The sequence below is a fragment of the Streptomyces lasalocidi genome (assembly GCF_005280215.1).
Classification (GTDB): Bacteria; Actinomycetota; Actinomycetes; order Streptomycetales; family Streptomycetaceae; genus Streptomyces; species Streptomyces longwoodensis.
In genome coordinates this window covers 910,058-936,085 of the sequence record NZ_SZNQ01000001.1, presented here as the reverse complement: position 1 = coordinate 936,085, position 26,028 = coordinate 910,058, and the positions used below count along the sequence as shown (strand labels likewise).

The following is a 26,028-nucleotide window of genomic DNA, read 5'->3' as shown; positions in this document are numbered from 1 at the left end:
GAGCACCCCCCGCCCCGCTTCTCCGATCCTGACCGCTTGCCCGGCACGGGCACGGGCGCCGGCGGCCGCGGCTCAGGTCGAGTCGCGCAGGACCAGCTCCGTCGGCAGGATCACCGCCGCCGGCTCCTCGCCCGCGATCTGCGCCAGCAGCAGCCGCACCATCTCCGCGCTGATCCGGTCGTAAGGCTGGCGGACCGTCGTCAGGGCGGGGACCGCCTCCGTCGCCGCCGTGGAGTCGTCGAAGCCGCCCACCGACACGTCCTCGGGCACCCGGCGGCCCGCCCGGCGCAGCGCCGTCAGGGCACCCTGGGCCATCAGGTCGGACGCCACGAACAGCGCGTCCAGGTCCGGCGCCCGCGCCAGCAGCCGCTCGGTACCCGCCTCACCGCTGGCCCGGCTGTAGTCGCCGGTGACGACGAGCCGCTCGTCGACCGGGAGGCCCGCCTCGGTGAGCACCTCCTGGTACCCGGCCAGCCGGTCCACACCGCCCGGGGTGTCCAGCGGCCCGTTCACCACGCCGATCCGGCGCCGGCCCAGCGACAGCAGGTGGCGCACCATGTCCCGGGCGCCGTCGCGGTCGTCCGCCGCCACGTAACTCACCTTGCTGCGCAGCCCCATGGGCTTGCCGCACTGCACCAGCGGCACCCCCGCCCCGCGCAGTTCCTCGGCGACCGGGTCGCCGGAGTGGCTGGAGACCAGCAGCACCCCGTCGACGTGGCCGGCCGTGATGTACCGCGTGATGCGCCGCCGTTCGTCCTTCGTGCCCGCCAGCATCAGCAGCAGCGGGATGTCGTGCGCCGCCAGTGCCTGGGTGCAACCGCTCAGCAGGACGTTGAAGTTGGGGTCCTCGAAGAACCGCTCCTGCGGCTCGGTCAGCAGGAAGCCGACCGAGTCGGAGCGGCCCGTGATCAGCGAGCGGGCGTGCCGGTTGACGACGTAGCCGGTCCTGCGGATCGCGGCGTCGACCGCCTCCTGGGCCGCCGGACTGACGTAGTGGCCGCCGTTGAGCACCCGCGAGACGGTGCCGCGCGAGACCCCCGCCTCGCGCGCCACGTCGTGGATCGTCGGTGGCCGGCGCCGGCCCCCCGTGTTGCTCATGGTCATGACTTTACGGCCCCGGACAGCAGATCCAGGCTCCAGAAGCGCTGGACCACCAGGAAGAGCACCACCAGCGGCAGGACCGCCAGGAACGCCCCGGTGATCACCAGGGTGTACAGCGCCGGGCTGTTGGCGCCCTGCTCCAGGAGCGTGTACAGACCGAGCGTGATGGGGAACTTCTCGTCGTCGCTGAGCATGATGTAGGGCAGCAGGAAGTTGTTCCACACCGCCACGAACTGGAACAGGAACACCGTCACCAGGCCCGGCACCATCATCGGCAGCGCGATCCGGGTGAAGATCCGCCACTCGCTCGCCCCGTCCATCCGCCCCGCCTCGACCACGTCGGCCGGCACCGCGGCCGCCGCGTAGATGCGCGCGAGGTACACGCCGTACGGGGACAGCAGCTGCGGCAGCAGCACGGACCAGTAGGAGTCGGTGAGATTCGCCTGGGCGAGCAGCAGGTACTGCGGGACGGCGAGGATCACCGGGGGCATCAGCACGCCCGCCAGCAGCACGTTGAACACCGTCTCGCGGCCCCGGAAACGGTACGTCGCGAGCGCGTACCCGCTGAACGACGACACCACCGTGGACAGCAGGGCACCGAGCCCGGCGTACAGCGCGGAGTTGCCCATCCAGGTCCAGTAGACGCCGTCGCGGTAGGAGGTGAGGTCGCTGAGGTTGTCCGCGAAGCCGGTGCCCGGCAGGAACGTGAAGGTGGAGAACAGCTCCCGGCCCGACTTGGTGGACGCGATCACCACCCAGGCCACCGGGAGCAGGGTGTAGAGCGCGCCGATCAGCAGGGTCAGCGTGGGGATCCACGCGATCCGGCGGCGCCGGCGCGGGCCGGGCCGGGCGGTGCCGGTGGCGCCCGCCACCGACGGGGCCTCACGGACGGCGAGGGAACTCATCGTGCCTCCTGCTTCTGACGCCGGTTCGCGGCCCGCAGGAACCCGAAGGACAGCACGAGCGTGACGAGGGCGATGACCACGGCCTCGGCGGCCGCCTGGTGGATGTCACCGGACCCGAATGCGTCCCGGTACACCTTCATCAGCGGACTCCACGTCGTGGACACGGAGTTGGTGAGGGGCTTGAGGGTGGTCGGCTCGCTGAACACCTGGAGGGTGGCGATGATCGAGAAGAAGAAGGTCAGCACCAGCGACGGCACCACCATCGGGATCTTGACCCGCAGCGCGATCTGCAGCGGAGTCGCGCCGTCCAGCTTCGCCGCCTCGTACACCTCGGCCGGGATCGCCTGCAGCGAGGTGTAGATGACGATCATGTTGAAGCCGGTGCCGCCCCACACCGCGATGTTCGCGAGCGCCAGGTACAGCGGTCCGCCGTCCAGCAGGCCGGGCTGCGGCAGGCCCACCTTGTCCAGGACGTAGTAGAAGGGACTGACGTCGGGCAGGTACAGGAAGCCCCACAGCAGCGCGGCGACCACACCGGGGACGGCGTAGGGCAGGAAGATCGCGAGCCGGGTGAAGGGGGCGAGCCGCACCCTCTCGGTGTCGAGCAGCAGGGCGAACAGCAGCGCCAGGCCCAGCATCACCGGCACGACGAGGCAGCCGTAGGCCAGCACGCGCAGCGCGCCGTCGGCCAGTTCGCCGTCGCCGAGGGCGTCGGTGTAGTTCTCCAGGCCGGCCCACACCTCCTTGCGGGCGCCCGAACCGAGGCCGAGCCCGGAGACGTGCACCTTGTGGAGGCTGAGCCAGACCGCGTAGCCGATGGGCAGCGCGAAGAACAGTGCGAACAGGATCGCCGCCGGGAGGAGGAAGCCGTACGGGGCCGCCCTGACCCCGTACGACGTCCGGCGGTCCGGCGCTGTCACTGCGCGACCTCGAAGCCCTGCTTCTTCATGTCGGCGACGGTGTCCGCCTGCACGGTCCTCAGGGCGGCGCCGAAGTCCGACTTGTTCTTCGCGGCGGCGCCGAAGGCGTCCTTGAAGGACGTGTAGGCGACGTTCACGTTCGGGCCCCAGGCGGAGGGGGCCGTGGTCTTCGCGATCCGCGCGGCGAGGGTGTAGAAGTCGGGCTGGTCGGCGAAGTAGGCCGGCGGCGTGGTGAAGGCACCGCTGAGCTGGGCGGACGTCGAGGCCGGATAGATGCCGCCCTCCTTGGCGAGGGCGTTGAGGGCGTCGCCGTCGGTGTTCAGCCAGGCGGCGAACTTCGCGGCGGCGTCCTGGTGCCGGGAGTCGGTCGTCACGGCGGTGGAGGACCCGCCCCAACTGCCCGTGACGTCCTCGCCCTTGGACCACTGGGGGAGCGGGGCCATGGCCCACTTGCCCTCGGTGTCGGGCGCGGCCGTGGTCAGGGTGCCGGGTGCCCACACCGCGCTGACCCAGGCGATCTGCTGGCCGGTGTTCAGCGCCTTGTTCCAGGCCGGCGTGTACATCGGCTGGTTGTCGACGGCCCCCTCCTTGACCAGGCCGCCCCAGAAGTCGGCGACCTTGCGGGTGGCCGCGTCGTCGACGGCGACCTTCCAGGTGTCGCCCGAGGTGGTCCACCAGCGGGCGCCGGCCTGCTGGGCGAGGCCCGCGAACAGCCCCGAGTCGTTGGCCGAGAACGTGGTCAGGTCGACGTCCGGGGCCGCCTCCTTGAGCTTGCGCGCGGTCGCGGCGAACTCGTCCCAGGTGGTCGGCACGGTCAGGCCGTACTTCTCGAACAGGTCGGCCCGGTAGTAGAACATCATCGGGCCGATGTCCTGGGGGACCGCGTAGACCGCGTCGGTGCCGAGCGTCGTCTGCTGCCAGACGCCCTCGGCGAACTTGCCCTTGGCGTCGCCGACGTCCCGGGAGATGTCCGCCAGCGCGTCGTTGCTCACCAGGGTGGGCAGCGCCTGGTACTCCGCCTGCACCAGGTCCGGGGCCTTGCCCGCCTTGTGCGCGGTGAGGATCTTGGTGACCAGCGTGTCGCCGGACGCCTGCTTCTTCACCGTGACGGTGATCCGGTCCTTCTTCCCCGGGCCCTCGTTCCACAGGTCGACGACCTTGTCCATGCCGGGCGTCCAGGTCCAGTACGTGAGCGAGACCGGACCGGACCCGGCGGCGTCGTCGGAGGAGCCGCAGGCGGCGAGTGCGCCGGCGCCGAGGACGAGGGCGGCGGTGGAGGCGGCGCAGCGGTGGAGCCGGCGGCCCTTCGCGTTGGGCATGGATTGTCTCCCCTGACCGGGGTCCCCGCCCGCTGCGGGGACCTGCCGTGCGGACACATCAGGGCAGGTCCCCGCCCGTCGCGAGGACCTCCCCGGTGTCTGTGAGCGTTCACAGTAGAGAAACATCCCGGACACTTGTCAATGGTTGTTGCTGTGCGGTTATGTGGGTCTCACGCCACCCTTTGTGTGTGTGCACGTTCCCAGTCGATCGATCACCCGGGAGAGATTCCATGCCGGAGACCACCCCCAGGGGCCTCACCAGGCTCGCCTTCGGCGGGGACTACAACCCCGAGCAGTGGCCGGAGGACGTCTGGCGCGAGGACGTCCGGCTGATGCGGGAGGCCGGCGTCACGATGGTGAGCGTCGGGATCTTCTCCTGGGCCCTGCTGGAACCCGCCCCGGGGGAGTACGACTTCGGCTGGCTCGACCGGGTCCTCGACCTGCTGCACGAGCACGGCGTCCGCGTCGACCTGGGCACGCCCACCGCCGCCCCGCCCGCCTGGTTCTACCGCGCGCACCCCGAGGCGCTGCCCGTGACCGAGCAGGGCGTGCGCCACGAGTTCGGCTCCCGCGCCGCCATCTGCCACAGCAACGCCGACTACCGGGCCGCCGCCGCGCACATCACCACCCGCCTCGCCGAGCGCTACGGCGACCACCCGGCGCTCGCCCTGTGGCACGTGCACAACGAGTACGGCGTCCCCGTCTCCGCCTGCTACTGCGACTCCTGCGCGGCCCACTTCCGCCGTTGGCTGCGCGCCGTCCACGGCACGGTCGACGCGGTCAACGAGGCCTGGGGCACCGCCTTCTGGGGCCAGCACTACACCGACCTGGAGCAGATCAACCCGCCGCGCGCCACGCCCACCGTCGGCAACCCGGCCCAGGCGCTGGACTACCGCCGCTTCGCCGACGCCACCATGCGCGAGAACTTCGTCATGGAGCGGGACGTCCTGCACCGGCTGTCCCCGGGCGTGCCGGTCACCACCAACTTCATGACCGCGCTCAGCCAGTGCGACTCGGTCGACTACTGGGCCTGGGGCCGCGAGGTCGACCTCGTCACCAACGACCACTACCTGATCACCGACGGCCGCCGCACCCACGTCAACCTGGCGATGGCCGCGGACCTCACCCGCTCGGTCGCCGGGGGAGCGCCCTGGATCCTGCTGGAGCACTCCACCTCGGGCGTCAACTGGCAGCCGCGCAACCCCGCCAAGGCCCCCGGCCAGATGGCCCGCAACTCCCTCGCGCACGTCGCCCGCGGCTCCGAGGGCGCGATGTTCTTCCAGTGGCGCCAGTCCCGGCGCGGCGCCGAGAAGTTCCACTCCGCGATGCTCCCGCACGGTGGCACCGACACCCGCGTGTGGCGCGAGGTCGTCGAACTCGGCGCCTCCCTCGACGCGTTGGCCCCCGTCCGCGGCACCCGCACCGAGGCCGACGTGGCGGTGCTGTGGGACTGGCACTCCTGGTGGGCGCAGAACCTCGCCTGGCGCCCCAGCGAGGACCACGACGCACGCGAACGCGCCGACACCTTCTACGAGGTGCTCTACGACCGCCACCTCACCGTCGACTTCGCCCACCCCGAGGCCGACCTGTCCCGTCACCCGCTGGTCGTCGTGCCCGCCCTGTACCTGATGACGGAGGCGGCCGGGGCCAACCTGCGCGGGTACGTCGAGGGCGGCGGCACACTCGTCGTGTCGTACTTCTCCGGCATCGTCGACGCGCACGACGCCGTCCACGCGGGCGCCCACCCCGGCGCGCTGCGCGACGTCCTGGGCCTCACCGTCGAGGAGTTCTCACCCCTGCTCCCGGGTGAGACCGTCCGCCTGACCAGGCCTGACGGCCCCGACCTGAGCGGCGACGTGTGGACGGAGTTCGTCGTGCCGCGCGGCGCCGAGCCCGTGTGGTCCTACGCCGACGGACTCACCGCGGGCCGCCCGGCCGTCACCCGCCACCGCCTCGGCGCCGGCACCGCCTGGTACGTGTCCACCCGCCTCGGCCACGAAGGCCTGGACGCGGTGCTCGGCCGGGCCGCCGAGGACGCGGGCATCGCCCCGCGCGCCGAACTGCCCCGGGACGTCGAGGTCGTGCGCCGCTCCGGGACGGGCGGCACCTACCTCTTCGCCCTCAACCACACCGCCACCGACGCCAAGGTGCCGCTGGAGACGTCCGGCACCGAACTGCTGACGGGCGAACGCGCCGCCGGCCGCCTCGCGGTTCCGGCGGGAGCCGTCCGGGTCGTACGACTCGACGGCTGAGGTCCCGGTCCGGGCCCGCCCCGCTGCACGCACGCGCCGTGTGCGCCGCCGGGGCGGTCCGGACGGCAGGGCCCACACCGACTCCCCTCCGCCCGTGGAGCCGCGAGCCGCGGGCGGAGGGGGCTCCGGGGGGCTCCCCCTCGCCCCACTAGGGACCACGAGGGACCACGAGGAACCCCCTCCCCACTTCGTCGAAGGGACGACGGACGACGATGTTCCATCCCAGACGCACCCTCAGGGCCCTGCTGCTGCCGCTGGCCGCCGGGCTCACCCTCCTCGCCCTGCCCGCACCGCCCGCGGACGCGGCCTCGACCCTCACCAACGGCGGCTTCGAGGCCGACGGCACCGGCACCGCCACCCCGGCCGGCTGGTCGAGCTACTCGGCGTCCGGCCAGACCTCCGCCTCGTTCACCGAGTCCGGCGGCCACGGCGGGAGCCACCGGCTCACGCACTGGGCGTCCACCGCCTACAAGGTCGAGACGTACCAGTACCTCTCCGGGCTGACCAACGGCACGTACACGCTCACCGCGTGGGTCCGCTCCGGCGGCGGCCAGAACGCCGCCTACCTGGCCCTGCGCAACTGCGGCAGCGCGGAACAGCGCACCGACCTGCCGATCTCGTCCAGTGACTGGATCCGCGTCGTCACGTCGGTCAAGGTGACGTCCGGTCAGTGCACCATCAGCGTCAACAGTGACGCGAACGCGGGCAACTGGATCAACGTGGACGACCTCACCTTCGCCCCGGGGTCCACCGGCACCTCCGTCCACGGCGCCGACATCTCCTCCCTCGCCAAGAGCGAGGCCAAGGGCGGTGTCTACCGCACCGCTTCGGGCACCGCCGACGACGCGGTCACCATTCTCCGGGACGCCGGCATGAACTACGCCCGGCTCAAGGTGTGGGTCGACCCCGCCGACGGCTACAACACCAGGACCCAGGTGCTGGCCCTGGCCAAGCGGATCAAGGCCGCCGGCATGAAGCTGCTGGTCGACTTCCACTACTCCGACACCTGGGCCGACCCGGGCAAGCAGACCAAGCCGGCCGCCTGGGCGAACCACTCGTACAGCCGCCTCAAGACGGACGTGTACAGCCACACCTACGACGTGTTGAACGCGTTGAAGGCGCAGGGCACCACCGCCGACATGGTGCAGGTCGGCAACGAGATCAACGGCGGCATGCTGTGGTCCGAGGGCTCCACCAGCAACTTCTCCCAGCTCGCCGGGCTGCTCAACTCCGGGTACGACGCGGCCAAGGCGGTCTCCTCCGCCACCCGGGTCGCGCTGCACCTCGCCGACGCCGGCGACGACGGCACGGTGCGCTGGTGGTTCGACAACGCCACGACCTACGGCGTCAAGTACGACGTGATCGGGCTGTCCTACTACGGCTATTGGCACGGCTCCCTGGCCGCCGCCCAGGCCACCCTCGACGACACGGCCTCCCGCTACGGCAAGCCGGTGTTCGTCGCGGAGACGGCCTACCCGTTCCGCCTCGACAGCGACGACGCGCTCACCAACCAGATCGACACCACGGGCGAACTGGTCGCCGGCTACCCGGCCACCGTGACCGGCCAGACCAGGTGGATGAACGACGTCGCGAGCATCGTGGAGGCGGTGCCGGGCGGCCGCGGCCTTGGCGTCTTCTCCTGGGAGGCCACCTGGACCGCCGTCACCGGCAATGGCTGGGACCCGGCGGACGCCACGTCCGGCAACGGCTGGGAGAACCAGGCGCTGTTCGGCTACGACGACAGGGCACTGGCGTCGATGGCGTGGTTCAGACACCGGTGAGCCGCGCCCGGCGGAGCTGACCCGACACCACACCAGGGACCCGACCGCACCCGCGGCCGGGCCCCCGGTGGCTCCGTCGCCATCCCGCCGCGCCCGTGTCCCTGGCAGTCTCCTCGCCCATTCCGCCGGGCCGCATTCTCCGCGGAGGGACGGGACGTGGCGGCGGCGCTCAGACCTCCCCGGGTGTCACGAGCCCCGACTCGTACGCCACTATCACCAGCTGCGCCCGGTCACGTGCCCCCAACTTGCCCATGATCCGGCTGACGTGGGTCTTCGCGGTGAGCGGGCTGAGCCCCAGCGCTTCGGCGATCTCGGTGTTGTTGAAGCCGCGCGCGACCAGGGTGAGCACCTGCCGCTCCCGCTCGGACAGCCCGTCCGGGCCGCCCACCGCCGACATCGAGGCGTCGGGTGCGCGCAGGAAACGGGCAATGAGCCGCGAGGTGGGTCCTGGGGAGAGCAGGGAGTCCCCGGCGGCCACGGTCCGGATGGCGTCGAGGAGTTCGGCCGGCCGGATGTCCTTCACCAGGAAGCCGGACGCCCCGGCCCGCAGCGCATCGACGATGTGCTCGTCGGTGTCGTACGTCGTCAGGACGAGTACCTTCACGCCCGCCAAGTCCTCGTCGGCGGCGATGAGCCGGGTCGCCTCGATGCCGTCCAGGTCGGGCATGCGGATGTCCATCACGACGAGGTCGGCCCTCGCGGAACGGGCGAGGTCCACGGCCTGCCGCCCGGTGCCCGCCTCGGCGACCACCTCCATGTCCCCGGCGGACGCGACGAGCATCGCGAACGAGGCCCGTACGAGGGTCTGGTCGTCGGCGAGCAGGACACGGATCGGCATCGGAGCCGTCACGAGGGATCCTCCCGGGGCAGCGGCAGCTCGGCGGTCACTTCGAAGCCCACGGTGGGTCCCGGACCGGCGTCCAGTGTGCCGCCCACGCTACGGGCCCGCTCACGCATCCCCACCAGCCCGAACCCCGGCGGGCCGCCGACGGCTCCCTGTCCGTGCCCCACCCCGTTGCGCACCGCGCTGCCCACCCCGTGGCCCGTCCCCGTCCCCGCCCCGTCGTCGGCGACGGTCACCCGCAGGGTCCCCTCCGCCGCCCGCAGTCCCACCCGGACGGTCAGGTCGTCGCGGCCCCCGTGGCGTACGGCGTTGGTGAGCGCCTCCTGCACGATCCGGTAGGCGGCGGCGCCCACCGAGGGCGGTACGCCGTCCGCGTGGACGGACAGTTCGACCTCGGCCCCGGCCACCCGGGCCGCCTCCGCGAGCGCGCCCAGCCCGTCCAGCCCGGGCAGCGGCCCGCGCCCCTCCGGGGAGCCGAGCCCGGATCCGGAACTCGCTCCGGAGCCGGGTTCGGCCACCCACTCCCGTTCCCCTCCGGCACTCACGCCCACCTCGTCCGCCCGCAGCACCTCCAGCGTCGTGCGCAACTCGCCCCGGGCCGTCCGGCAGGTCTCCGCGATGTCGTCGAGCGCCTGGGCGACCGCCTTGCGGTCGAGCCGGTCCGGATCCGCGGTGAGGACGTGGGCCGCCACGGACACCCGCACACCGATCAGGGTGATGCTGTGCGCGAGCAGGTCGTGCAGGTCGCGGGCGATCCGCAGCCGTTCCTCGGCGACCCGGCGCCGCGCCTCCTCCTCCCGGGTCCGTTCGGCCCGTTCGGCCCGCTCGACGATGGAGGCGACGTACTGGCGGTAGAAACGGGCGTCGACGCCGAAGAACAGGACCGCGATGACCCAGCCGGAGATCCGCAGGAGCTCCAGTGCCCCGTCAGGGTTGGTGAAGCTGTTGATGATCAGCGTCGGGCCGAGGACGACGACGGCGGTGAGCAGCGAGCGGCGTACCGTGCCGGTCGCCGCGACCGTGTAGAGCGCCAGGAGGGTCGCGGGGATCGGTACGGCGTGGTTGTAGTCGAGGACGTGGTACGGGGTGACGCAGGCCGCCACCGCGCACAGCACGAGCAGCGGACGGCTGCGCCGCCACACGAGCGGCACGTGGGCGCCGGCCAGCAGGGCCCAGCCGGGCGGACCGAGCGGGAGTCCGTCGTCGACGAGCAACGCGAGGACGCCGGCCAGCACGGCGACGCCCACGGCGAGGAACGCGTCGTTGCGGGTGCGGTGCGGCGCGGTGAGCGGGTCCCGGTTGACGACCGCCATGACGCGCTCGATCCGCCGGGGCCGCGCGTCACCCCGTACGACGGTGGTTCTCAGGTCCCCTGCGGCTGAGGTCGCTCCCCGATCTTGCACGGCTCCATCTTCCGTCATGGGAGCGCCCCTCCGGCAGGAGGCCGGAGGGGCACCCGGTCGGCTGTGGTGAGGTGAGCCCGGCAGGTCAGGGCGCGCCGACCTGTTCCGGCTGCCGCGGCGGCTCGGTCGGTTCGGACGGCCCGGCGCCGGGCGCCGGTTCGCGGGAGAGAGCGCCCGGCCACCACATCTTCCGGCGCAGGGCGACGCTGGCACTGGTCACCAGGTACGTCCGTACGAGGAAGGTGTCGAGGAGTACACCGACGGCGATCACGAAGCCGAGTTCGACGAGTTGCACCAGCCCCATGTTCATCAGCACGGCGAAGGTCGCAGCGAGGACCAGGCCGGCCGAGGCGATGACGGCGCCCGTGCTCCGCAGGGCGATGAGCGCGGCGGCCGCCGGTTCCGCGCCGGCCAGGGACTCCTCCCGCATCCGGTGCATGAGGAAGATGCCGTAGTCGACACCGAGGGCGACGAGGAACACGAAGGACAGCAGCCCGAGCCCCGGATCGGTTCCCTCGAGGCCGAGGACCGGTCCGAAGGCCAGCCCGCCGATCCCGAGGGCCGCGCCCCAGACCGCGACCACGGCGGCCACCAGGACGAGCGGCGCGACGAGACTGCGCAGCAGGACGAACAGGATGAGCAGCACCGAGACGAGGACCAGGGGTACGACGATCTTCGTGTCCCGGCTGTTGGTGTCCTCCAGGTCGATCTGCTCGGCGCTGTCCCCGCCGACGTACGAGCCCTTCAGCCTGCTGCGCAGCGACTTGATGGTGGCGGTCTCTCCCGCCGACTGGGGTGTGTCCTTCGCGATGACGGAGATCTCCGCCCAACCGTGCCCGGTACGGCCCTTCTCGGCGCTCTCGACTCCCCGGGTGTCCCGGATCGTCGCGAGGGTCCCATCGACGCGGTCCGCCGGGGTGATCACGTCGATGGGCTGGGTGCCGCGCTCGGGGTAGGCCCGGGCGAGGATCCCCATGGCGGTGACGGCCTCGGGCTCGGTGACGAAGGAGTCCTCCTGCTTGACCGGTCCCGGCAGGTTCAGCGTGCCGAGGGCGAGTGCGCCGAGCAGGACGGCTCCGGTCGCGAGCACGGTCAGCGGCCTGCGTCCGGCGGAGTCGCCCATCGCGGCGAACAGGCTCCGCCGCTGTGCGGGTTCGCTGCCGTAGGCCGGTACGAGCGGCCAGAAGACCCGCCGGCCGAGCAGTACGAGGACGGCGGGCAGCAGCGTCAGCATCGCGATCAGCGCGCACAGCACACCGACCGTGCCGAGCGGGCCCATGCCGCGGCTGCTGTTGAGATCGGCGGCGAGCAGGCACAGCAGGCCGGCGGCGACGGTGCCGGAGGAGGCGAGCACAGCGGGCCCGCAGCCGCGCAGGGCGGCGACCATGGCCTCGTACGGGCGCTCGATGCGCCGCAGTTCCTCCCGGTAGCGGGAGACGAGGAGCAGCGCGTAGTCGGTGCCCGCGCCGAACACGAGGATCGTCATCACGGCGGAACTCTGGCCCGTGACGGTGGTGCCGAAGGCCTGGTTGAGCCCGTACGCGACGCCCATCGACAGGAGGTCGGCGATGCCGGCGACCACGAGCGGCACGAGCCACAGCACCGGGCTGCGGTAGATCAGGATGAGCAGGAGGGCGACGACGGCGACGGTGGTGTAGAGCAGTGGCCCGCCGAGTGAGTCGTAGACCTTCCCGGCGTCGGTGCCGAGCGCTGCGGTGCCGCCCACCTCGACGCTCAGCCCGTCCTGGCCGCGGGCGATGCCCCGCACGTCCTCGACGAGCGCGTCCCGCAGCTTCTCGTCGTGCCCGGGTTCGTTGCTGACGACGGGGTACATGAGGGTCGTACCGTCGTCGGACGGAATCCCCTCGGGCGCCCCGCCGACCAGCTGATGCGCTGCGGCGATCTTCTCGACCTGCCCGGCCGCCACCCGCCGGTCGTCGGCGTTCAGCCCGCCGTCCCGGTGGTACACGATCACCATCTCGGTGCTCTCGCCCCCGGGCAGCGCGTCCTGTATCCGGGCCACTCGGGTCGAGTCGGCGCTGGAGGGCAGGTAGTCGGTGGCCCGGTCGTGCTGCACGTCGGCGAGCTTCGCCGCGAACGGGCCGGCCAGCGCGAGCACGGCCACCCACAGCCCGAGCAGCGCCCAGGGCACGGCCCGCCTGCGTCCCACGCCCTTCGTGGGCGTCTTCCCGACGGTCATGAGCAGATCTCCCTCGCTACGACGACTACCGATTCAGCTGTCAGCCTTCCGGCACGGGGAGGGACTTACGTCGGACGGGAGGGGGAGCCCGCGGGTACTGCCTGGGGTGGCGGGGGGTGCGGATTACTCCCCCGGGAGTAAGGGGAGTCGCGGGTGCGGGTTCGCCTGCGGGTGGGGCGGAGCGTCGAGGGCGTCATGAGTCCGAGCCGTCGAGCATCCAGTCGCACACGGACCGGGCGACTCCGGCCACCGCTGCCACGGCGAGGCGTCCGACGAAAGCCAGGACGTTCCTGATGCGGCGGCGGGCCGGTCGTTCGGCGGATCTGTCGTTCTCCATGGCGTGTTCCCTCGGTGAGTTGAGCCGGCAGCTGGTTGCCGCCGGGCGACAGGGCCATTGACGAGCTTCCGGGGGGTTTCCGGCGAACTGCCTCGGCAGGCGGGGGGAGTGATTAGCCTGGTCATCGGGACTGTTCCGACTTTTCCGGGCGGTGCTGCGCCGGAAGCCGGAAGGGCTGGGGGGACACACCATGGGCGTTGCCGGACCGCAGTCGAACGAACTCTGGTACGCACTGCAGGCGTTGCACGAGGCCGCGGGGAAGCCCTCCCCTCTGGCGCTGGCCCGGCACGTGCCGGTGTCGAAGACCACGCTGTACGACTGGCTGGGACGCAAGGCGATCCCCGACGAGGCGAGTGAGCCTGCCGCGCTGCGTCTGGTGAGGGTGCTGGAGGAGAAGGCGGCGGACCGGGGCGCCTCCTACTCCGCACTGTCGCGCGGCGAATGGCACAGGCTGCTGTCCGAGGCGCGTGCGGAGCAGCCCCGGGGCGGCCGGAACCGCACCAGGTCAGGGCCTCGTCGAGCGGACGGCCCAGTCACGCTTCCCGCGCCCGCGCCCGCCGGTTTCGGCGGCCGGGACGAGGAGGTGCGAGACCTCATGGACTGGCTGAACCCGGCCAAGGACTCCTCGCCGCCGGGACCGGGGCAGGCGGCGGCAACGGCTTACACGGTGGCGGGGATGGGCGGTGTCGGGAAGACCGCGCTGGTGCTTCGAGCAGCGCATACGGCGCAGGAGCGCGGCTGGTTCACCGGAGGCATCCTCTTCGCGGACGTACGCGGCTACAGTCCGGACGGTGAGACGGACGCCGGGGCGCTGGCCGGCCGGTTCCTGACCGACCTGGGCCTCAGGCCCCAGGACGTGCCCGCGACGGCGGAAGAGCGGTGCGACGCCTGGCGTGAGGCGCTGCACGACCTGGCCCGGCAGAAGCGGCCGCTCCTCGTCGTCCTGGACAACGTGCGGACGGGAGGGCTCGTGGCCCCCCTGCTGCCGCCGGCGCCGCACAAGGTCGTCATCACCTCCCGCAGGACCCTGTCGGACCGCGGTGCACGATCCATCCGCCTCGCCCCCCTCGACACGTCCGAGGCGATCGCCCTGCTGCACCGGGGGCTGACCGCGGGGGGAACCCGCGACGAGCGCGTCACGACGCAGCCGGACGACGCACGACGGCTGGCCGAGTTGTGCGGGCACCTCCCGCTGGCCCTGATGATCACCGCGCACGTGTTGCGCGACGAGTCCGGGCGAACCCTGGCGGACCAGGCCGACGAACTCGCCGACACACGCACCCGTCTGGACGCGTTGGAGTACGAGGATGTGGACGAGCAGGGGCGCCCCCTTGAGGTCCGGGCCGCATTCGAGCTGTCGTACCGGCACCTGAAGGCGGAACAGGCCCGGGCGTTCCGTCTGCTGGCCGCCGCGCCCGGTCCCGACCTGCACACCGCGGCCGCGACCGCGCTGGTGGGGCGAGCCCACACGCGCCGATTGCTCGCCCGCCTGCACTCCGCGCACCTTGTGCAGCTGTCGGCCGGTGACCGGTGGTCGATGCACGACCTGGTGCGGTTGTTCGCCGACGAGCACGGACTCGGGTGCGCCGAGGAGGACGCGCGCGACGCCGCTGTGACGCGTCTGCTGGACCACTACCTCACGTCGGCCAGAGCGGCGGTCACGCAGGTGGCGCCCAGGACGGTGGTGGACCGCTCCGGCCTCTTCCGTGACCGCGGCGCGGCGCTCGACTGGCTCGACGCCGAACACCCCAATCTGGTGGCGGCCGCCCTGTCCCCCGCGGCCGGACCGCACCCCGCCGGTGCCGTTCTCCCCTTGGTCCTCGCCCCCTATCTGAATCACCGCAGGCATTTCGACGACGCGGTCGCCGTGGCCCGGTCCGCCGCGGAGACCTGTCGCGGGCGGGGGGACGTTCGAGGCGAGAGCAGCGCTTTGAACAATCTGGGACTCGCGCTGTGGGAGACGCGACGGTTCCAGGAGGCCATCACCGCTCACCGACGGCAGCGCGACCTGGCCGAGAAGAACGGAACCGCGCACGACAGAGCCACGGCGCTGAACAACCTGGGGCTCGCTTTCACGGGAGCACAGCGCTACCAGGCGGCCGCCAACGTCCTGTACGAGGCGCACGCGTTGTTCACCGCGACGGGCGACGACCACGCCGCCGCCCGGGCCCGCAACAATCGGGGGACGGCCTTGCAGCAGCTGGGGCGCATCGCGGAAGCCGTCACTGCTCATACCGAAGCCGCCAGGACGTTCGCCGTTCACGACGACCGCCAGTTGATGGGTTCGGCCCTGGCCAACCTCGCGGCGGCCCTGCGCAGCGCGGGCCGGCACGAAGACGCCGTCGCCCTGCACCGTCAGGATCTCGCCATCTGCCGTGAGCTGGGCAACCGGCACGGTGAAGGGCAGGGGCAACTCGGCTTGGGCCTGACCCTGTTGTCGGCCGGGGCCCTGACGGGTGCCGGCAAGGCCTTCGCCGCCGCTGCCGCAATCTTCCGGGAGACGGGCGATCGCCGGCGGGAGGCCGAGGCCTGGGGCAACCTGGGACTCGCACGCTCAGCCGGTCCCGAGCCGGACGGTCAGGCACTGGAGACGGCGGCCGCCCTGTTCCGGGAAACCGGAGACCTGGACGACGAACGCCGCGCCTTGCTGCACCGGGCGAGACTGGGGCAGTCGGCCGACGAACAGAAGCAGGACTGACGACCTCGGTGGGTGGCGTCGGCCTGGGCGTTCGGTCCCGGCCAAGGCGGCGCGAGTGCCGGACAGCGCGGCGTCCGCTGCGCCAGAGTGGGAGTGACGCGGCAGCAGCGACCCGTCGAAGGGGACGGAGGAACGACGATGCCGAGCACTCCCGTCGGGCAACGACGCCTGGCCATCCTGGAGTTGCTGAAGGACCCGGTCCGGCACTTCCCGCCGCCACGGCACACCGACCCCGAGGCGGACGGGGTCACCGCGGCCGCCGTCGCCACCCGGCTCGGCGTGGACCGCACGGTCGCCGACGCCCACCTCTCCCTCCTCGCCGCCCTCGGCCTGCTGCGCACCAAGCGGATCCGCCGCCGCACGCACTACCGGCGCGACGAGGTCCGCATCGCCGAGGTGGCCCGCATGTTCGAGAAGGGCTGGTGACGGGGGTCGGCGAGGCAGGCCGGCCGGAACACCCCGTCCACACGACGACCGCTTCCGACCGGAAGGCCCCCCGCCCATGCACCGTCCCACGCCCCTCGTCCCCCTCCGCTACGTGGCCCTCGGCGCGACCGGCCCCGAGGACGTCGTGTCCGACCCCGAGGGGCGGGTGTTCACCGGCGTGTCGGACGGACGGGTCCTGCGGATCGACGGCCTGGACGACCCGGCCAGGGCCCGGGTGGTGCGCGTCGGGGAGACGGGCGGCCGCCCCCTCGGCCTCGAACTCCTCCCGGACGGCGACCTGCTGGTGTGCGACGCCTGCGGCGCCCTGCTGCGCCTCGACCCGGACACCGGCCGGACCCGGGTGCTCGCCGAGGAGGCGGCGGGGGAGCCGCTGCGGTTCTGCAGCAACGTCGTCGCCCTGCCCGACGGCAGCGTGTACGTCACCGTCTCCAGCCGGGTGCACCCGCTGCGGGACTGGATCGGCGACCTCGTCGAACACACCGGCACCGGGCGCCTGCGGCCCCCGGTGCCGCCATGGCTCACCCCTCGCCGTCGTCGCGTCCGCGGCCCGTCCCCGTCACCGGCTACTGAGCGCTCCTCCCGGTTCGAGGCCGTGGTCGTGGACGTACCGGGCCAGGGCAACGCGGGAGCGGATGCCGAGCTTGCCGTAGATGCGCCGGAGGTAGTAGTTGACCGTGTGCGGGGAGAGGTGCACGCACTGGGCCACCTGACGGTTGGTCAGGCCCCGGGCGACGAAGTCGGCGATGGCGCGCTCCATGTCCGTCAGCGCCTCCGCGTCGCCGGCCGGTGCGGGCTGCCGCCGGTGGGCCGCGGCGTCGACGAGGGTCGTCCGGCCCACGTGGTCGCGGGTGGTCCACGGACCGGGCCGGGGCGGGGACACCTGAGGTACGGCCCCGGGGGCCACCTGCCGCTCGTCCAGCAGGGCTGTCAGGTCCTCGGCCGCGTCGGCCCGGGTCCAGGCGTCGCCGTGCTCCGCCGCGACCCGCGCGATCCCCTCGGGGTCGCACTCGAACAGGCTGCGGGCGTACACGGCGGCCAGCCGGACGTCGGGGGTGTCCGGGTTGTCCGCCGCCAGCTTCTCCACGGTCCTCAGGGCCGTGTCGGCGAGCGCGGGATCACCGGCCCGGCGGGAGAAGCGGACGAACCAGGCCGCCGCGCCCGGCTCGGTCAGCAGCAGCAGGCGCGAGGACGGCAGCGGCACGGGGGCGGCGGCGAGCAGGCCGGCCGCCTCGCGCACCTCGTTGCGAGCGGCGTGCAGCAGCACGTCCAGCCAGTGAAAGCACAGAGCCAGGTACGGAACGGCCTCCAGGGCCGCCCGGTGTTCCCGGCAGCGGGCGAGGTGCCCGGCCGCCGGCCCCGTGTCGCCCGCGAGCAGGTCGGCGCGGCACAGCGTGGCCCACGCCCAGGCCGCGAGGCCCGGCAGTCCGCTGTCGGACGCGGCCGACCCCGCGTCCCGCGCCCGCCGTCGGGCGGCGTCGAGGTTCCCGGCCCGCAGCTGCGCCGCCGCCCGCACCAGGTCCGCGGCCGGCCGGTGAACGGCGTCCTCGCTCTCCGCCGACACCTGCCCGAGCAGTGCCTCCGCCTCCTCGGTCCCGCCCAGCGCGACGAGTTTGGCCGCCAGTGCCAGCCGGGGGTACGCGCCGTCGCCCGCCGGGACGGGCGGCAGCGGCTGGTCGACGGCCCGGCGGCCCCAGTGGAGGGCTTGCGTCGTACGGCCCTCGGCCCACTCCAGACCGGACAGGACCACTGCGGCCGGCCGCGCGGCCGCCGGCCCCGCCCCCGCCAACTGGTCGATCACGGTGTCGGCCCAGGCGTCGGCGAGCGGTACGGAATCGGCCGCCGGCCTGGCCCGGTCCGCCCCGAGCACCGCGTCCGCGTGCCCGCCCGCCAGAAGGAAGTCGGTCATCAGGCCCCGTAGGACCAGCTCCTCCGGGGCAGGGGGCCGCCGGTTGAGCGCGCTGCGGACCAGCAGGACGGCCGACTCGGTGTGCCCGGTGCGCAGCAGCGTCCGGATCGCGCCCGTCGTCCCCGCACTGCCCGGCGACACCGGTGCGTCCTGCTGCCGCGTGCTTTCCCGGCGCCCCAGCTCGGCCAGCCCCAGCTCGGCCGGCCACCGCTCGGCCGTGCCCGGGTCGGCCGCAGCGTGGACGGGAGCGCCGGGCCGGGCCGCGCACCGCTGCGCCTCCTGGTGCAGGGCCGCCCGCACGGCCGCCGGGATCGACTCGTACACGGCCCGCCAGACCAGCGGCTGCTGGAAGCTCACCCCGTCGTCGGCGAGGGTCAGCAGCCCGGCCGCCACCGTCTCGTCGAGGGCGGGCAGCAGGGCGGCGGTGCCGGTGCCGAGCATGGCCGCCGCCTGCGACAATGGGAAGGTGCGGCCGAGGACGGTGCCGACCCGCAGCAGTTGCACCGAGTCCTTGGACAACTGCCGCAGGTGCTCGTCGACCGCGGCCCGCACCCGCGCCGGAAGCTGCCGCGGGGTGAGGCGGATCAGCTCGCCCTCGGGCCCGATACGGCCCTCCTCGGCCAGTCCCGTGACCAGTTCCACGATCAGCCGGGGATTGCCGTGGGCGCAGTTCACCACGTCCAGCAGCCCGGACCTCGGCGGTACACCGATGAGGTCGCGGACCAGGCCGTGGACCGCCCCGCCGGTCAGTGGCGACAGCTCCAGCGTGACCACCTGGGCGTCGGCGGCCCCGCAGGGCGTGGTCTGGGCCGTGGCGGCGTGGGCGAGCAGCAGCGTCGGCGACGACGCGGGGTCCTGCCGGATGGTCCGCAGCAGCGTCTGCAGCTCACTCGCGGTCAGGGCCGCCACGTCGTCCAGGACCAGCAGGGCGCGGTCGCCGGGAGAGTGCGGGCGGTGGGCCAGCACCGACCTGAGGTCCGCCGTGCGCGGATGGTGGACAGCCAGTCCGCGCCGGCGTGCGTGCCGCGCCGCCTCGCTCAGCAGTCTGGTCTTGCCGACGCCGGTCTGGCCGCTGACGACCAGGATCCCGGGCACGTCGGGTCGCGACCGGTCGAGGAAGCCCGCGATGTGCCGCTGCTCCTCCTCGCGTCCGTGCAGCCTGACTTCGGGCATCAGTACCCCCGTGAAGACGTCCAGGACCAGGAAAACCGTCGGCCCGGGGATCGCCCGGACCGTTGTACCGGGAATCAACCATTCCCCATGCAGCGGCCCGACGCGGTGACGTCTCTCACAATCGCACCCGATTGTCTTGTTTCGCTCCGGTGCCAGCGGTAGCCGGCTCCGGTGGAGCGGTCAGCCCACGGTCACCCCCAGCGCCTCCGTCAGCAGTCCGCCGACGATGCGCGGCCCGTCCTCGGTCAGCACGGACTCGGGATGGAACTGCAGGGAGGCGAATCCCGGGCCGCGCAGCGCATGGATCTCGCCGGTCTCCGCGTCCCGGCTGACCTGTACCCTGCCTGTCCCGGGACGGTCGATCCCGTCGCCGTCGCCGCGCGCCGCGAAGGTGTTGTAGAAGCCGACGCGTTCCCGGCGCCCGAACAGGTCGATCTCCCGCTGCACGCCCTGGTTCGGCACCGGGCGGCGGACGATCTCCAGGCCCAGCAGCGCACTCAGCACCTGGTGGCTGAGGCAGATGGCGAGGAAGGGACGGCGCTCCCGCAGCAAGGCGCCGACCGCCGACCGCAGATGGGCGATCTTCGGGTCGTCCGCGTCGCGGGGATCACCGGGACCGGGGCCCATGACGACCAGGTCGTAGCCGTCGACGTCGTAGGGCTCGTCGAAGCGCCGGACGGTCACCTCCGGGCCCATCGACCGCAGTTGGTGGTCGATCATCGCGGTGAAGGTGTCCTCGGCGTCGACGACCAGCACCCGGCGCCCCTCCAACGTCGGCACCGTGCGCTCCGGCCGGCCGCCGGCACCGAGCCAGAACCCGGCGATTGTCTCGTTGCGCCGGGCCAGCGCCTCGCGGACCTGCGGATGGTCGGCGAAGCCGTCCGGGCCGCGGGACTCGAGCGCGGCGAGCAGTCCTGCCGCCTTCGCCCGAGTCTCGGCGACCTCCGCCTCGGGGACGGAGTGGCGCACCAGGGTGGCGCCCACCCCGATCCGGACCCGCCCGGCGGTGTCGATGTCGGCGGTGCGGATGAGGATGGCGGAGTCGAGCGTGCGGCCGCCGTGCCCGTCCCGGCCGATGAGGGCCAGGACCCCGCTGTAGTAGTCGCGGCCCCCCGGTTCGTAGCGGGAGATCACCTTGGTGGCGCTCTCCAGCGGGCTGCCGGTCACCGTCGGCGCCAGCAGCGTCTCGCGCAGGATTTCGCGCACGTCGCGGGTGGTGCGGCCCTCGATGAAGTACTCGGTGTGCGCAAGCCGGGCCATCTCCTTCAGGTACGGCCCGACGACCCGCACGCCCGGCTCGCAGATCCGAGCCATCATCTTCAGTTCCTCGTCCACCACCATGTACAGCTCGTCCGACTCCTTGGGGTCGGCGAGGAAGGCCATCACCTCGGGCAGCGCGGGGCCGGAGGCGGGATAGCGGTAGGTGCCGCTGATCGGGTTCATCACGGCGGTGCCGTCAGCGAGGCTGATGTGCCGCTCCGGGCTGGCCCCGACGAACGTACGGCCGCCGGTGTGGACCAGGTACGTCCAGTACGCGCCGGATTCGCGCTCCAGCAGCCGCCGGAAGAACGACCAGGCGCTGAGCGGGCCGTAGTCGCTGATGTCGGCGACGAACGACCGCTTGAGGACGAAGTTGGCGCCCTCGCCACGGCCGATCTCCTCGTCGATGACCCGGCGCACCAGACCGGCGTAGCGCGCGTCGTCCGGCTCGAAACGTTCACCGGTGAGGGCCACGGGCCGGTCGGGGAGCCGGCGCAGCGCCTCGGCCAGCGGCAGGCGCTCCTGGGCGGTGATGGCCATGGTGAGCAGGGGCGCGCCGTCGTCCGGGGCGGCGAACCCGCGCTCACGGACCTGCCGGTAGGGGACGATGGCCAGCACGTCGTGCCCTGCGCCCGCCCCGGCCGCCGGTTCCGGCAACGGGATCGCTGCGAACGTGTCCACCTCGGACACCTCGCCGAGCAGCACGTCGAGGGTGTCACCGGCCCGCTCGGGGCGGTGCAGCAGCGCGTAGGCGGGCGGCTGTTCGCGCAGCACCCGCGACAACAGGTCCTCGGTCATCGGAGCCCGCCCCCGTCCCGTCCCGTCTCGTCCAGGGCGGCCAGCAGGGACTTGGTGGTGCTGACCTGGGCGCAGCGCCCGGCCGCGTACTCCAGCGCCATCCGGTGGTGCGCCTCGGAGAAGTCGGCGACGGCGTCGGCCACCAGGAACGGCCGGATGTCGTGGGTGAACGCCTCCACGGCGGTCATCAGTACCCCGACATGGGCGTACACCCCGCAGATGACGAGTTGATCGCGGCGGTGCCGGCGCATCAGGTCCAGGAGGTCGGTCTTGAAGAACGCGCTGTAGCGCCACTTGGTCAGCAGCCAGTCGTCCGCCGCCGGGGCCAACTCCGGGACGACCTCCCGGTCCTGCGGGGCGGGCGTCATGCCCGGCCCCCAGAAGTCCGCGAGCAGACCGCGCTGTTCGGGGGTCATCCCGCCTGGCTGCGCGGTGTAGGCGACCGGTATGCCGAGGGCGGCACAGCGGTCACGGAGCAGGGCCGCGTTGCGCACCAGGTCGTCCCCGGGCGCCTGGCCCGCCGGGAACGAGCGCAGGAAGAAGCGCTGCATGTCGTGGACGAGCAGGACGGCCCGCCCGGGGTCCACCGTCCAGTCGGCGGTGTTCGGCGGCAGTTCGCCCTGCGTGGGCATCGGATAGGGCACGGTGGGGGGAATCCCTGCCATCGGTTGTCTCGTCTTCCTTCCGTTTCCGGTCCGCCGGGTCAGCCGCGCCAGGCCGACGCGACGGTGATCGCCTGGCGCGGGTTGAGGCGGGGGTCGCACAGGCTCGTGTACTTGGTGGCGGTGTCCTGGAGGTCGTCCCGGCCGGCCACGCACTCGGTGACCTCGTCGGGGGTGGTCTCCAGGTGGAGCCCGCCGGTGACGCCGCCCGCGCCGCTCACCGCGGTGTGGAACCCCTCGACCTCCTGCACGACGGTCCTGACCAGCCGGGTCTTGAGACCGCCGGGGCCGGTCACCGTGTTGCCGTGCATCGGGTCGCTCAGCCACACCACCGGGTGTCCCGCGGCGCGGACGGCGCCCACCAGCGGCGGCAGCCGGTCGCCCACGACGTCGGCGCCCATCCGCGCGATCAGGGTGAGCCGTCCCGGTTCCCGTCCGGGGTCCAGCCGTTCGCACAGCGCCAGCAGTTCGTCCGGGGTCATGCCGGGGCCGACCTTGCAGGCCACCGGGTTCGCCACCGAGGCCAGCAGGGCGACATGGGCGCCGTCGAGCTGTCGGGTGCGCTCACCGATCCACGGCCAGTGGGTGGAGGTGAGCAGCGAACGGCCGTCCGGCTGCCGTCGTACCAGCGGCAGTTCGTAGTCCAGGAGCAGGGCCTCGTGGCTGGTCCACACCGGTGCGCCGGAGCGTGGCCGGCCGCGCCGGGCGGGCCAGCCGAGCAGTTCCATGACGGTCCCGGCGGCCAGGTACCCGGTCAGCAGGCGCGAGGGATCGGGGCGGCGCAACTCGGTGTCGGGCTCGGGGGAGTTGACCATGTGGCCGCGGTAGACGGGCAGTTCCACGCCGCCGACGGTCTCGGTGGGCCGGGAGCGCGGTTTGGCGAACTGGCCGGCCAGCCGTCCCACGCGCAGTACCGGGCGGTGCGCGGTCATGGCCATGGTGCCCGCCAGGACGTCCAGCAGGCCCGCCTTGCGGGCGACGTCCTCCGGTGTGCACTCGTCCCAGTCCTCCGCGCAGTCGCCGGCCTGGACGATCTGCAGGGTCCCCGCCGCGGCCTCGGCGAGGTGGGCCCGCAGGTCGGTCACGTCCTCGTAGGTGACCAAGGGGGGTGCGGAACGCAGCCTTCTGCGTACGCGTTCAATGGCTTCGGGATCGTCCCAGTCGGGCTGTTGCAGAGCGGGTAAGGCAGCGAGGGATTCCGTTGATACGGCCATGCCGTGACGGCTCCGTCCGGGTGTGGGGGGCGGGTTGTCGTCGGGATCGCCTGGTCAGATGCGGTCAGAGGTGGTCAGGCGCGGTCGGGCCGGTGCGCGGCGCCGTCGAGCGCACCGCCCTCCAGGGCCGCCCGGGCCACGGCGGAGGCGACCGCGGGCATCACCCTCGGATCCAGCGAGTGCGGCACGATCCGGTCCGTGGCCAGGTCCGCGGCGGCGACCTCCGCGATCGCCTCGGCCGCGGCGAGCTTCATGCCGTCGGTGATCCGCCGGGCGCCCGCGTCCAGCGCACCGCGGTAGATCCCGGGCGACGCCAGGGTGTTGATGACCTGGTTGGGGAAGTCGCTGCCGCCGGTACCCACCACCGCGGCGTACCGTGCGGCGGTCCGCGGGTGGATCTCCGGTACCGGGTTGGAGAGCGCGAGGACGATCGCGTCGGGAGCCATGGACGCGATCAGTTCCTCCGGCACGGTCGCGCTGGACACCCCGACGAAGACGTCGGCGTCCCGCAGCGCCTCGGCGAGCCCGCCGCGCAGCGCACGCGGGTTGGTCCGTCCGGCCAGCGCGGCCTTCGCCGGGTTCATCCCGGCACGGCCCGGGAAGAGGATGCCCCGCGAGTCGAGCACGGTGACGTCGGTGAGGCCCGCCGCCAGCAGGATCCGGGCGCAGGCGACCCCGGCCGCGCCGGCCCCGAAGACGACGACCCGCTGCCGGGTCAGCGGCCGGCCGACCACCGTGCACGCGCCGCGCAGCGCCGCCAGCACCGCGATGGCCGTACCGTGCTGGTCGTCGTGCATCACCGGACAGTCCAGCGCCCGCACCAGCCGGTCCTCCAACTCGAAGCACCGGGGCGCCGCGACGTCCTCCAGGCTGACCGCGCCGAACGACGGACGCAGCCGCACCAGCGTGTCGACGATCTCGTCCACGTCCGTGGTGTCCAGCACCAGCGGTATCGCGTCCAGCCCGCCGAACTGCTTGAGCAGCGCGGCCTTGCCCTCCATGACAGGCAGCGCCGCGGCCGGCCCGACGTCGCCGAGGCCGAGCACCGCGGTGCCGTCGGTGACCACGGCCACCAGCCGCCCGGCCCACGTGTAACGGTCGGCGAGTTCCGGTTCCCGCGCTATGGCCTTGCTGACCGCGGCCACGCCGGGGGTGTAGGCGATGGACAGCGCCCGGGAATCGTGGAACGCGGTGGTGACCCCCACGCTCAGCTTTCCGCCTTCATGAGCAGCGAACACCTCGGCGTCCGTCACCGGGTTGTTCACCCCGACTGCGGTCATGGTGAAACCCCTTCTCTTCGGCAGGTCACCCAGGACGCTAGTCGAACGCCCTGTTCGGCCGCACTACTCGACCGGGTAATCCGCACGAGCCGGCCTTTCTGCTCACTCGGGTAGTGGTCACCCGGAAAGAAGAGGAAACACACTGTCGATACGCCTGTCCGGCAGAGAGAAAGCGAGCGCCGAATGCCCACACTCATCGTCAGTAATCAGCGCACCGAGGAAATGGTGGGTGACCTCGAACTCCTGGATCCGGAATACCGGCTGTACGTGGGGAACCAGGCCCAGCGCATGGCCTGGTGCCTCCAGGACGGCGATGTCCTGGTCCTGCCCATGGCCGTGAGCGAGGACTTCCTGCGCTACGTCACCGCCGCCCTCGGCATCGCCCGGGACTCGGTCGAGGTGCTGGTGCCGCCGACCGGCTGCTTCGGCGAGGGCGTGCTGTCCCAGGACCGGCTCACCGACGAGGGCTTCCTCACCGCGCTGCGGCAGGCCGTGCAGAGCCGCGGCGTCGACCGGGTCCTGCCCTTCCACTTCGACAGCTCCGTCGCCGAACTGACGCGCACGCTCGGCCTCGACAAGGCCACCCCCGGCTTCGGCTTCCTCGACCAGGGCGGCGGCCGGCTGCTCAACAGCAAGGCCACCTTCCGCGCCCTGGCCGGCGGCACCGGCGCCCCCGTCCCGCCCGGCGGGGTGTTCTCCGCCCGGCAGGAGGCCGCCACCTACCTGTGGGACCGGCTGCTGTCCCAGGGCCAGCCCGCCATCCTCAAGCAGGACTTCCACGTAGCCGGGTTCGGCAACGAGATCGTCAGCCCCACCCCCGGCATCGACCCGCTGGGCGCCCAGCGCGCGGTGGTCACCGCGAGCCGCGCCGACCTCGACGCATACCTGACCGAGCGCTGGCCCTGGCTCACCGACGGCGGACGTAACCGCGTGGTGATCGAGCAGTACGTGCCGGAGTCCGCCCCGATCTACGCCGAGGTGCGGATCGAGGAACACGGTGTGGAGTTCACCGGGCACGGCGAGATGCGGATGAAGCCCGTCCTCAACGGCCTCATAGTGCCCGCCCCGTCGGCGGAACTGCCCGCCTTTCCCGGCTTCCTGGACGCCGCGCGGCGGCTGTGCTGGCCGATCCACGCGATGGGCTACCGCGGCATCGTCAGTATCGACGCGATCGTCACACCCGACCGGAACATCCTCATCAATGAGTTCAACTGCCGTACCGGTGGCTCCACCCACATCCACCGGATCGGCGAACGGGTCGTGGGCGACGACTACTTCACCGAACGCGTGCTGGTCGAACTGCGCCGCTGCACCTTCCCGCCCTTCCCCACCGCCGTCCGGGCGCTGGTCGAGCGGGGTCTGGCCTACGACCCCACGACCCGCACCGGCGTGCTCATCACCGTCGACGACGACAGCCCGTCCGGCGGCTTCGGCGAGTACTGCGTGATCGCCCGGGACGCCGGGCAGGCGCGGGAACTGGAGCAGGCCGTCGCCGACGTGCTGACCCCTCTGTGTGCGAAGGACTGAT

18 protein-coding genes and 1 pseudogene are annotated in these 26,028 nt (G+C 72.7%); 6 read left to right on the top strand and 13 right to left on the bottom strand.

Annotation, left to right across the window (positions count from 1 at the left end; genetic code table 11):
- Nucleotides 1-72: 72 nt before the first annotated feature.
- From E4U91_RS04065 to E4U91_RS04050, 4 genes are read right to left on the bottom strand one after another with little or no spacing between them, the layout of a single operon-like run.
- Complete coding sequence (locus tag E4U91_RS04065; protein WP_137305262.1) at nt 73-1,104, bottom strand: LacI family DNA-binding transcriptional regulator; 1,032 nt, start codon at nt 1,102-1,104, stop codon at nt 73-75.
- Nucleotides 1,101-2,006, bottom strand: coding sequence for a carbohydrate ABC transporter permease (locus E4U91_RS04060; protein ID WP_137305261.1), 906 nt, complete (start codon nt 2,004-2,006; stop codon nt 1,101-1,103). The genes E4U91_RS04065 and E4U91_RS04060 overlap by 4 nt, the downstream gene beginning before the upstream one ends.
- A complete protein-coding gene (locus tag E4U91_RS04055) occupies nt 2,003-2,926 on the bottom strand; it encodes a carbohydrate ABC transporter permease (RefSeq protein ID WP_137305260.1) in 924 nt (307 codons plus the stop codon). Before E4U91_RS04055 ends, E4U91_RS04060 begins: the two co-directional genes overlap by 4 nt.
- Nucleotides 2,923-4,245: an ABC transporter substrate-binding protein gene (locus tag E4U91_RS04050; RefSeq protein WP_137305259.1), complete on the bottom strand. Its 1,323-nt coding sequence runs from the start codon at nt 4,243-4,245 to the stop codon at nt 2,923-2,925. Before E4U91_RS04050 ends, E4U91_RS04055 begins: the two co-directional genes overlap by 4 nt.
- 230 nt (nt 4,246-4,475) lie before the next feature.
- Here E4U91_RS04050 and E4U91_RS04045 point away from each other — a divergent pair, with 230 nt between their 5' ends.
- Both E4U91_RS04045 and E4U91_RS04040 read left to right on the top strand, forming a co-directional pair.
- Nucleotides 4,476-6,497, top strand: coding sequence for a beta-galactosidase (locus E4U91_RS04045; protein ID WP_137305258.1), 2,022 nt, complete (start codon nt 4,476-4,478; stop codon nt 6,495-6,497).
- A gap of 212 nt (nt 6,498-6,709) precedes the next feature.
- Nucleotides 6,710-8,278: a glycoside hydrolase family 53 protein gene (locus E4U91_RS04040; protein WP_137305257.1), complete on the top strand. Its 1,569-nt coding sequence runs from the start codon at nt 6,710-6,712 to the stop codon at nt 8,276-8,278.
- A gap of 169 nt (nt 8,279-8,447) precedes the next feature.
- Here the strand turns inward: E4U91_RS04040 and E4U91_RS04035 are convergent, their stop codons facing one another.
- The 4 genes from E4U91_RS04035 to E4U91_RS38005 form a co-directional block, all read right to left on the bottom strand.
- Nucleotides 8,448-9,116 (bottom strand): response regulator, encoded by a 669-nt coding sequence (locus tag E4U91_RS04035; RefSeq protein ID WP_137310654.1) that lies wholly within the window; start codon nt 9,114-9,116, stop codon nt 8,448-8,450.
- Between the two features lie 8 nt (nt 9,117-9,124).
- Nucleotides 9,125-10,435, bottom strand: a complete 1,311-nt coding sequence (locus E4U91_RS04030; protein WP_137305256.1) for a sensor histidine kinase — start codon at nt 10,433-10,435, stop codon at nt 9,125-9,127.
- Nucleotides 10,436-10,610: 175 nt separating this feature from the next.
- Nucleotides 10,611-12,725, bottom strand: a complete 2,115-nt coding sequence (locus E4U91_RS04025) for an MMPL family transporter (protein ID WP_137305255.1) — start codon at nt 12,723-12,725, stop codon at nt 10,611-10,613.
- Between the two features lie 193 nt (nt 12,726-12,918).
- Complete coding sequence (locus E4U91_RS38005) at nt 12,919-13,062, bottom strand: hypothetical protein (protein ID WP_168218064.1); 144 nt, start codon at nt 13,060-13,062, stop codon at nt 12,919-12,921.
- Nucleotides 13,063-13,252: 190 nt separating this feature from the next.
- Here E4U91_RS38005 and E4U91_RS04020 point away from each other — a divergent pair, with 190 nt between their 5' ends.
- The 3 genes and pseudogenes from E4U91_RS04020 to E4U91_RS38865 all read left to right on the top strand — a co-directional run.
- Nucleotides 13,253-15,760 (top strand): tetratricopeptide repeat protein, encoded by a 2,508-nt coding sequence (locus E4U91_RS04020; protein WP_137305254.1) that lies wholly within the window; start codon nt 13,253-13,255, stop codon nt 15,758-15,760.
- Nucleotides 15,761-15,898: 138 nt separating this feature from the next.
- Nucleotides 15,899-16,186, top strand: coding sequence for a helix-turn-helix domain-containing protein (locus E4U91_RS04015; RefSeq protein ID WP_137305253.1), 288 nt, complete (start codon nt 15,899-15,901; stop codon nt 16,184-16,186).
- A 76-nt stretch (nt 16,187-16,262) separates the two neighbouring features.
- Nucleotides 16,263-16,733 (top strand): annotated as a pseudogene (locus tag E4U91_RS38865) (SMP-30/gluconolactonase/LRE family protein); the annotation flags it as partial.
- 30 nt (nt 16,734-16,763) lie between these two features.
- Here the strand turns inward: E4U91_RS38865 and E4U91_RS04005 are convergent.
- The 5 genes from E4U91_RS04005 to E4U91_RS03985 form a co-directional block, all read right to left on the bottom strand.
- Nucleotides 16,764-19,286, bottom strand: a complete 2,523-nt coding sequence (locus tag E4U91_RS04005) for a helix-turn-helix transcriptional regulator (protein WP_137305252.1) — start codon at nt 19,284-19,286, stop codon at nt 16,764-16,766.
- Nucleotides 19,287-19,466: 180 nt separating this feature from the next.
- Nucleotides 19,467-21,344, bottom strand: a complete 1,878-nt coding sequence (locus E4U91_RS04000) for an anthranilate synthase family protein (protein ID WP_137305251.1) — start codon at nt 21,342-21,344, stop codon at nt 19,467-19,469.
- On the bottom strand, nt 21,341-22,009 hold the full coding sequence (locus E4U91_RS03995) for an isochorismatase family protein (protein ID WP_137305250.1): 669 nt from the start codon (nt 22,007-22,009) through the stop codon (nt 21,341-21,343). The genes E4U91_RS04000 and E4U91_RS03995 overlap by 4 nt, the downstream gene beginning before the upstream one ends.
- 38 nt (nt 22,010-22,047) lie before the next feature.
- Nucleotides 22,048-23,220, bottom strand: a complete 1,173-nt coding sequence (locus tag E4U91_RS03990; protein ID WP_137305249.1) for a 3-deoxy-7-phosphoheptulonate synthase — start codon at nt 23,218-23,220, stop codon at nt 22,048-22,050.
- A gap of 74 nt (nt 23,221-23,294) precedes the next feature.
- Nucleotides 23,295-24,500 (bottom strand): NAD(P)-dependent malic enzyme, encoded by a 1,206-nt coding sequence (locus E4U91_RS03985; protein ID WP_137305248.1) that lies wholly within the window; start codon nt 24,498-24,500, stop codon nt 23,295-23,297.
- Nucleotides 24,501-24,683: 183 nt separating this feature from the next.
- Here E4U91_RS03985 and E4U91_RS03980 point away from each other — a divergent pair, with 183 nt between their 5' ends.
- Complete coding sequence (locus E4U91_RS03980; protein WP_137305247.1) at nt 24,684-26,027, top strand: preATP grasp domain-containing protein; 1,344 nt, start codon at nt 24,684-24,686, stop codon at nt 26,025-26,027.
- The last annotated feature ends 1 nt before the right edge of the window (nt 26,028 follow it).

What these genes read in the sequence shown, in the direction of transcription:
- E4U91_RS04065 (WP_137305262.1), bottom strand. Translation starts at nt 1,104, where the DNA reads ATGACCATGAGCAACACGGGGGGCCGGCGCCGGCCACCGACGATCCAC.
- E4U91_RS04060 (WP_137305261.1), bottom strand. Translation starts at nt 2,006, where the DNA reads ATGAGTTCCCTCGCCGTCCGTGAGGCCCCGTCGGTGGCGGGCGCCACC.
- E4U91_RS04050 (WP_137305259.1), bottom strand. Translation starts at nt 4,245, where the DNA reads ATGCCCAACGCGAAGGGCCGCCGGCTCCACCGCTGCGCCGCCTCCACC.
- E4U91_RS04045 (WP_137305258.1), top strand. Translation starts at nt 4,476, where the DNA reads ATGCCGGAGACCACCCCCAGGGGCCTCACCAGGCTCGCCTTCGGCGGG.
- E4U91_RS04040 (WP_137305257.1), top strand. Translation starts at nt 6,710, where the DNA reads ATGTTCCATCCCAGACGCACCCTCAGGGCCCTGCTGCTGCCGCTGGCC.
- E4U91_RS04035 (WP_137310654.1), bottom strand. Translation starts at nt 9,116, where the DNA reads ATGCCGATCCGTGTCCTGCTCGCCGACGACCAGACCCTCGTACGGGCC.
- E4U91_RS04030 (WP_137305256.1), bottom strand. Translation starts at nt 10,435, where the DNA reads ATGGCGGTCGTCAACCGGGACCCGCTCACCGCGCCGCACCGCACCCGC.
- E4U91_RS04025 (WP_137305255.1), bottom strand. Translation starts at nt 12,725, where the DNA reads ATGACCGTCGGGAAGACGCCCACGAAGGGCGTGGGACGCAGGCGGGCC.
- E4U91_RS38005 (WP_168218064.1), bottom strand. Translation starts at nt 13,062, where the DNA reads ATGGAGAACGACAGATCCGCCGAACGACCGGCCCGCCGCCGCATCAGG.
- E4U91_RS04020 (WP_137305254.1), top strand. Translation starts at nt 13,253, where the DNA reads ATGGGCGTTGCCGGACCGCAGTCGAACGAACTCTGGTACGCACTGCAG.
- E4U91_RS04015 (WP_137305253.1), top strand. Translation starts at nt 15,899, where the DNA reads ATGCCGAGCACTCCCGTCGGGCAACGACGCCTGGCCATCCTGGAGTTG.
- E4U91_RS04005 (WP_137305252.1), bottom strand. Translation starts at nt 19,286, where the DNA reads ATGCCCGAAGTCAGGCTGCACGGACGCGAGGAGGAGCAGCGGCACATC.
- E4U91_RS04000 (WP_137305251.1), bottom strand. Translation starts at nt 21,344, where the DNA reads ATGACCGAGGACCTGTTGTCGCGGGTGCTGCGCGAACAGCCGCCCGCC.
- E4U91_RS03995 (WP_137305250.1), bottom strand. Translation starts at nt 22,009, where the DNA reads ATGGCAGGGATTCCCCCCACCGTGCCCTATCCGATGCCCACGCAGGGC.
- E4U91_RS03990 (WP_137305249.1), bottom strand. Translation starts at nt 23,220, where the DNA reads ATGGCCGTATCAACGGAATCCCTCGCTGCCTTACCCGCTCTGCAACAG.
- E4U91_RS03985 (WP_137305248.1), bottom strand. Translation starts at nt 24,500, where the DNA reads ATGACCGCAGTCGGGGTGAACAACCCGGTGACGGACGCCGAGGTGTTC.
- E4U91_RS03980 (WP_137305247.1), top strand. Translation starts at nt 24,684, where the DNA reads ATGCCCACACTCATCGTCAGTAATCAGCGCACCGAGGAAATGGTGGGT.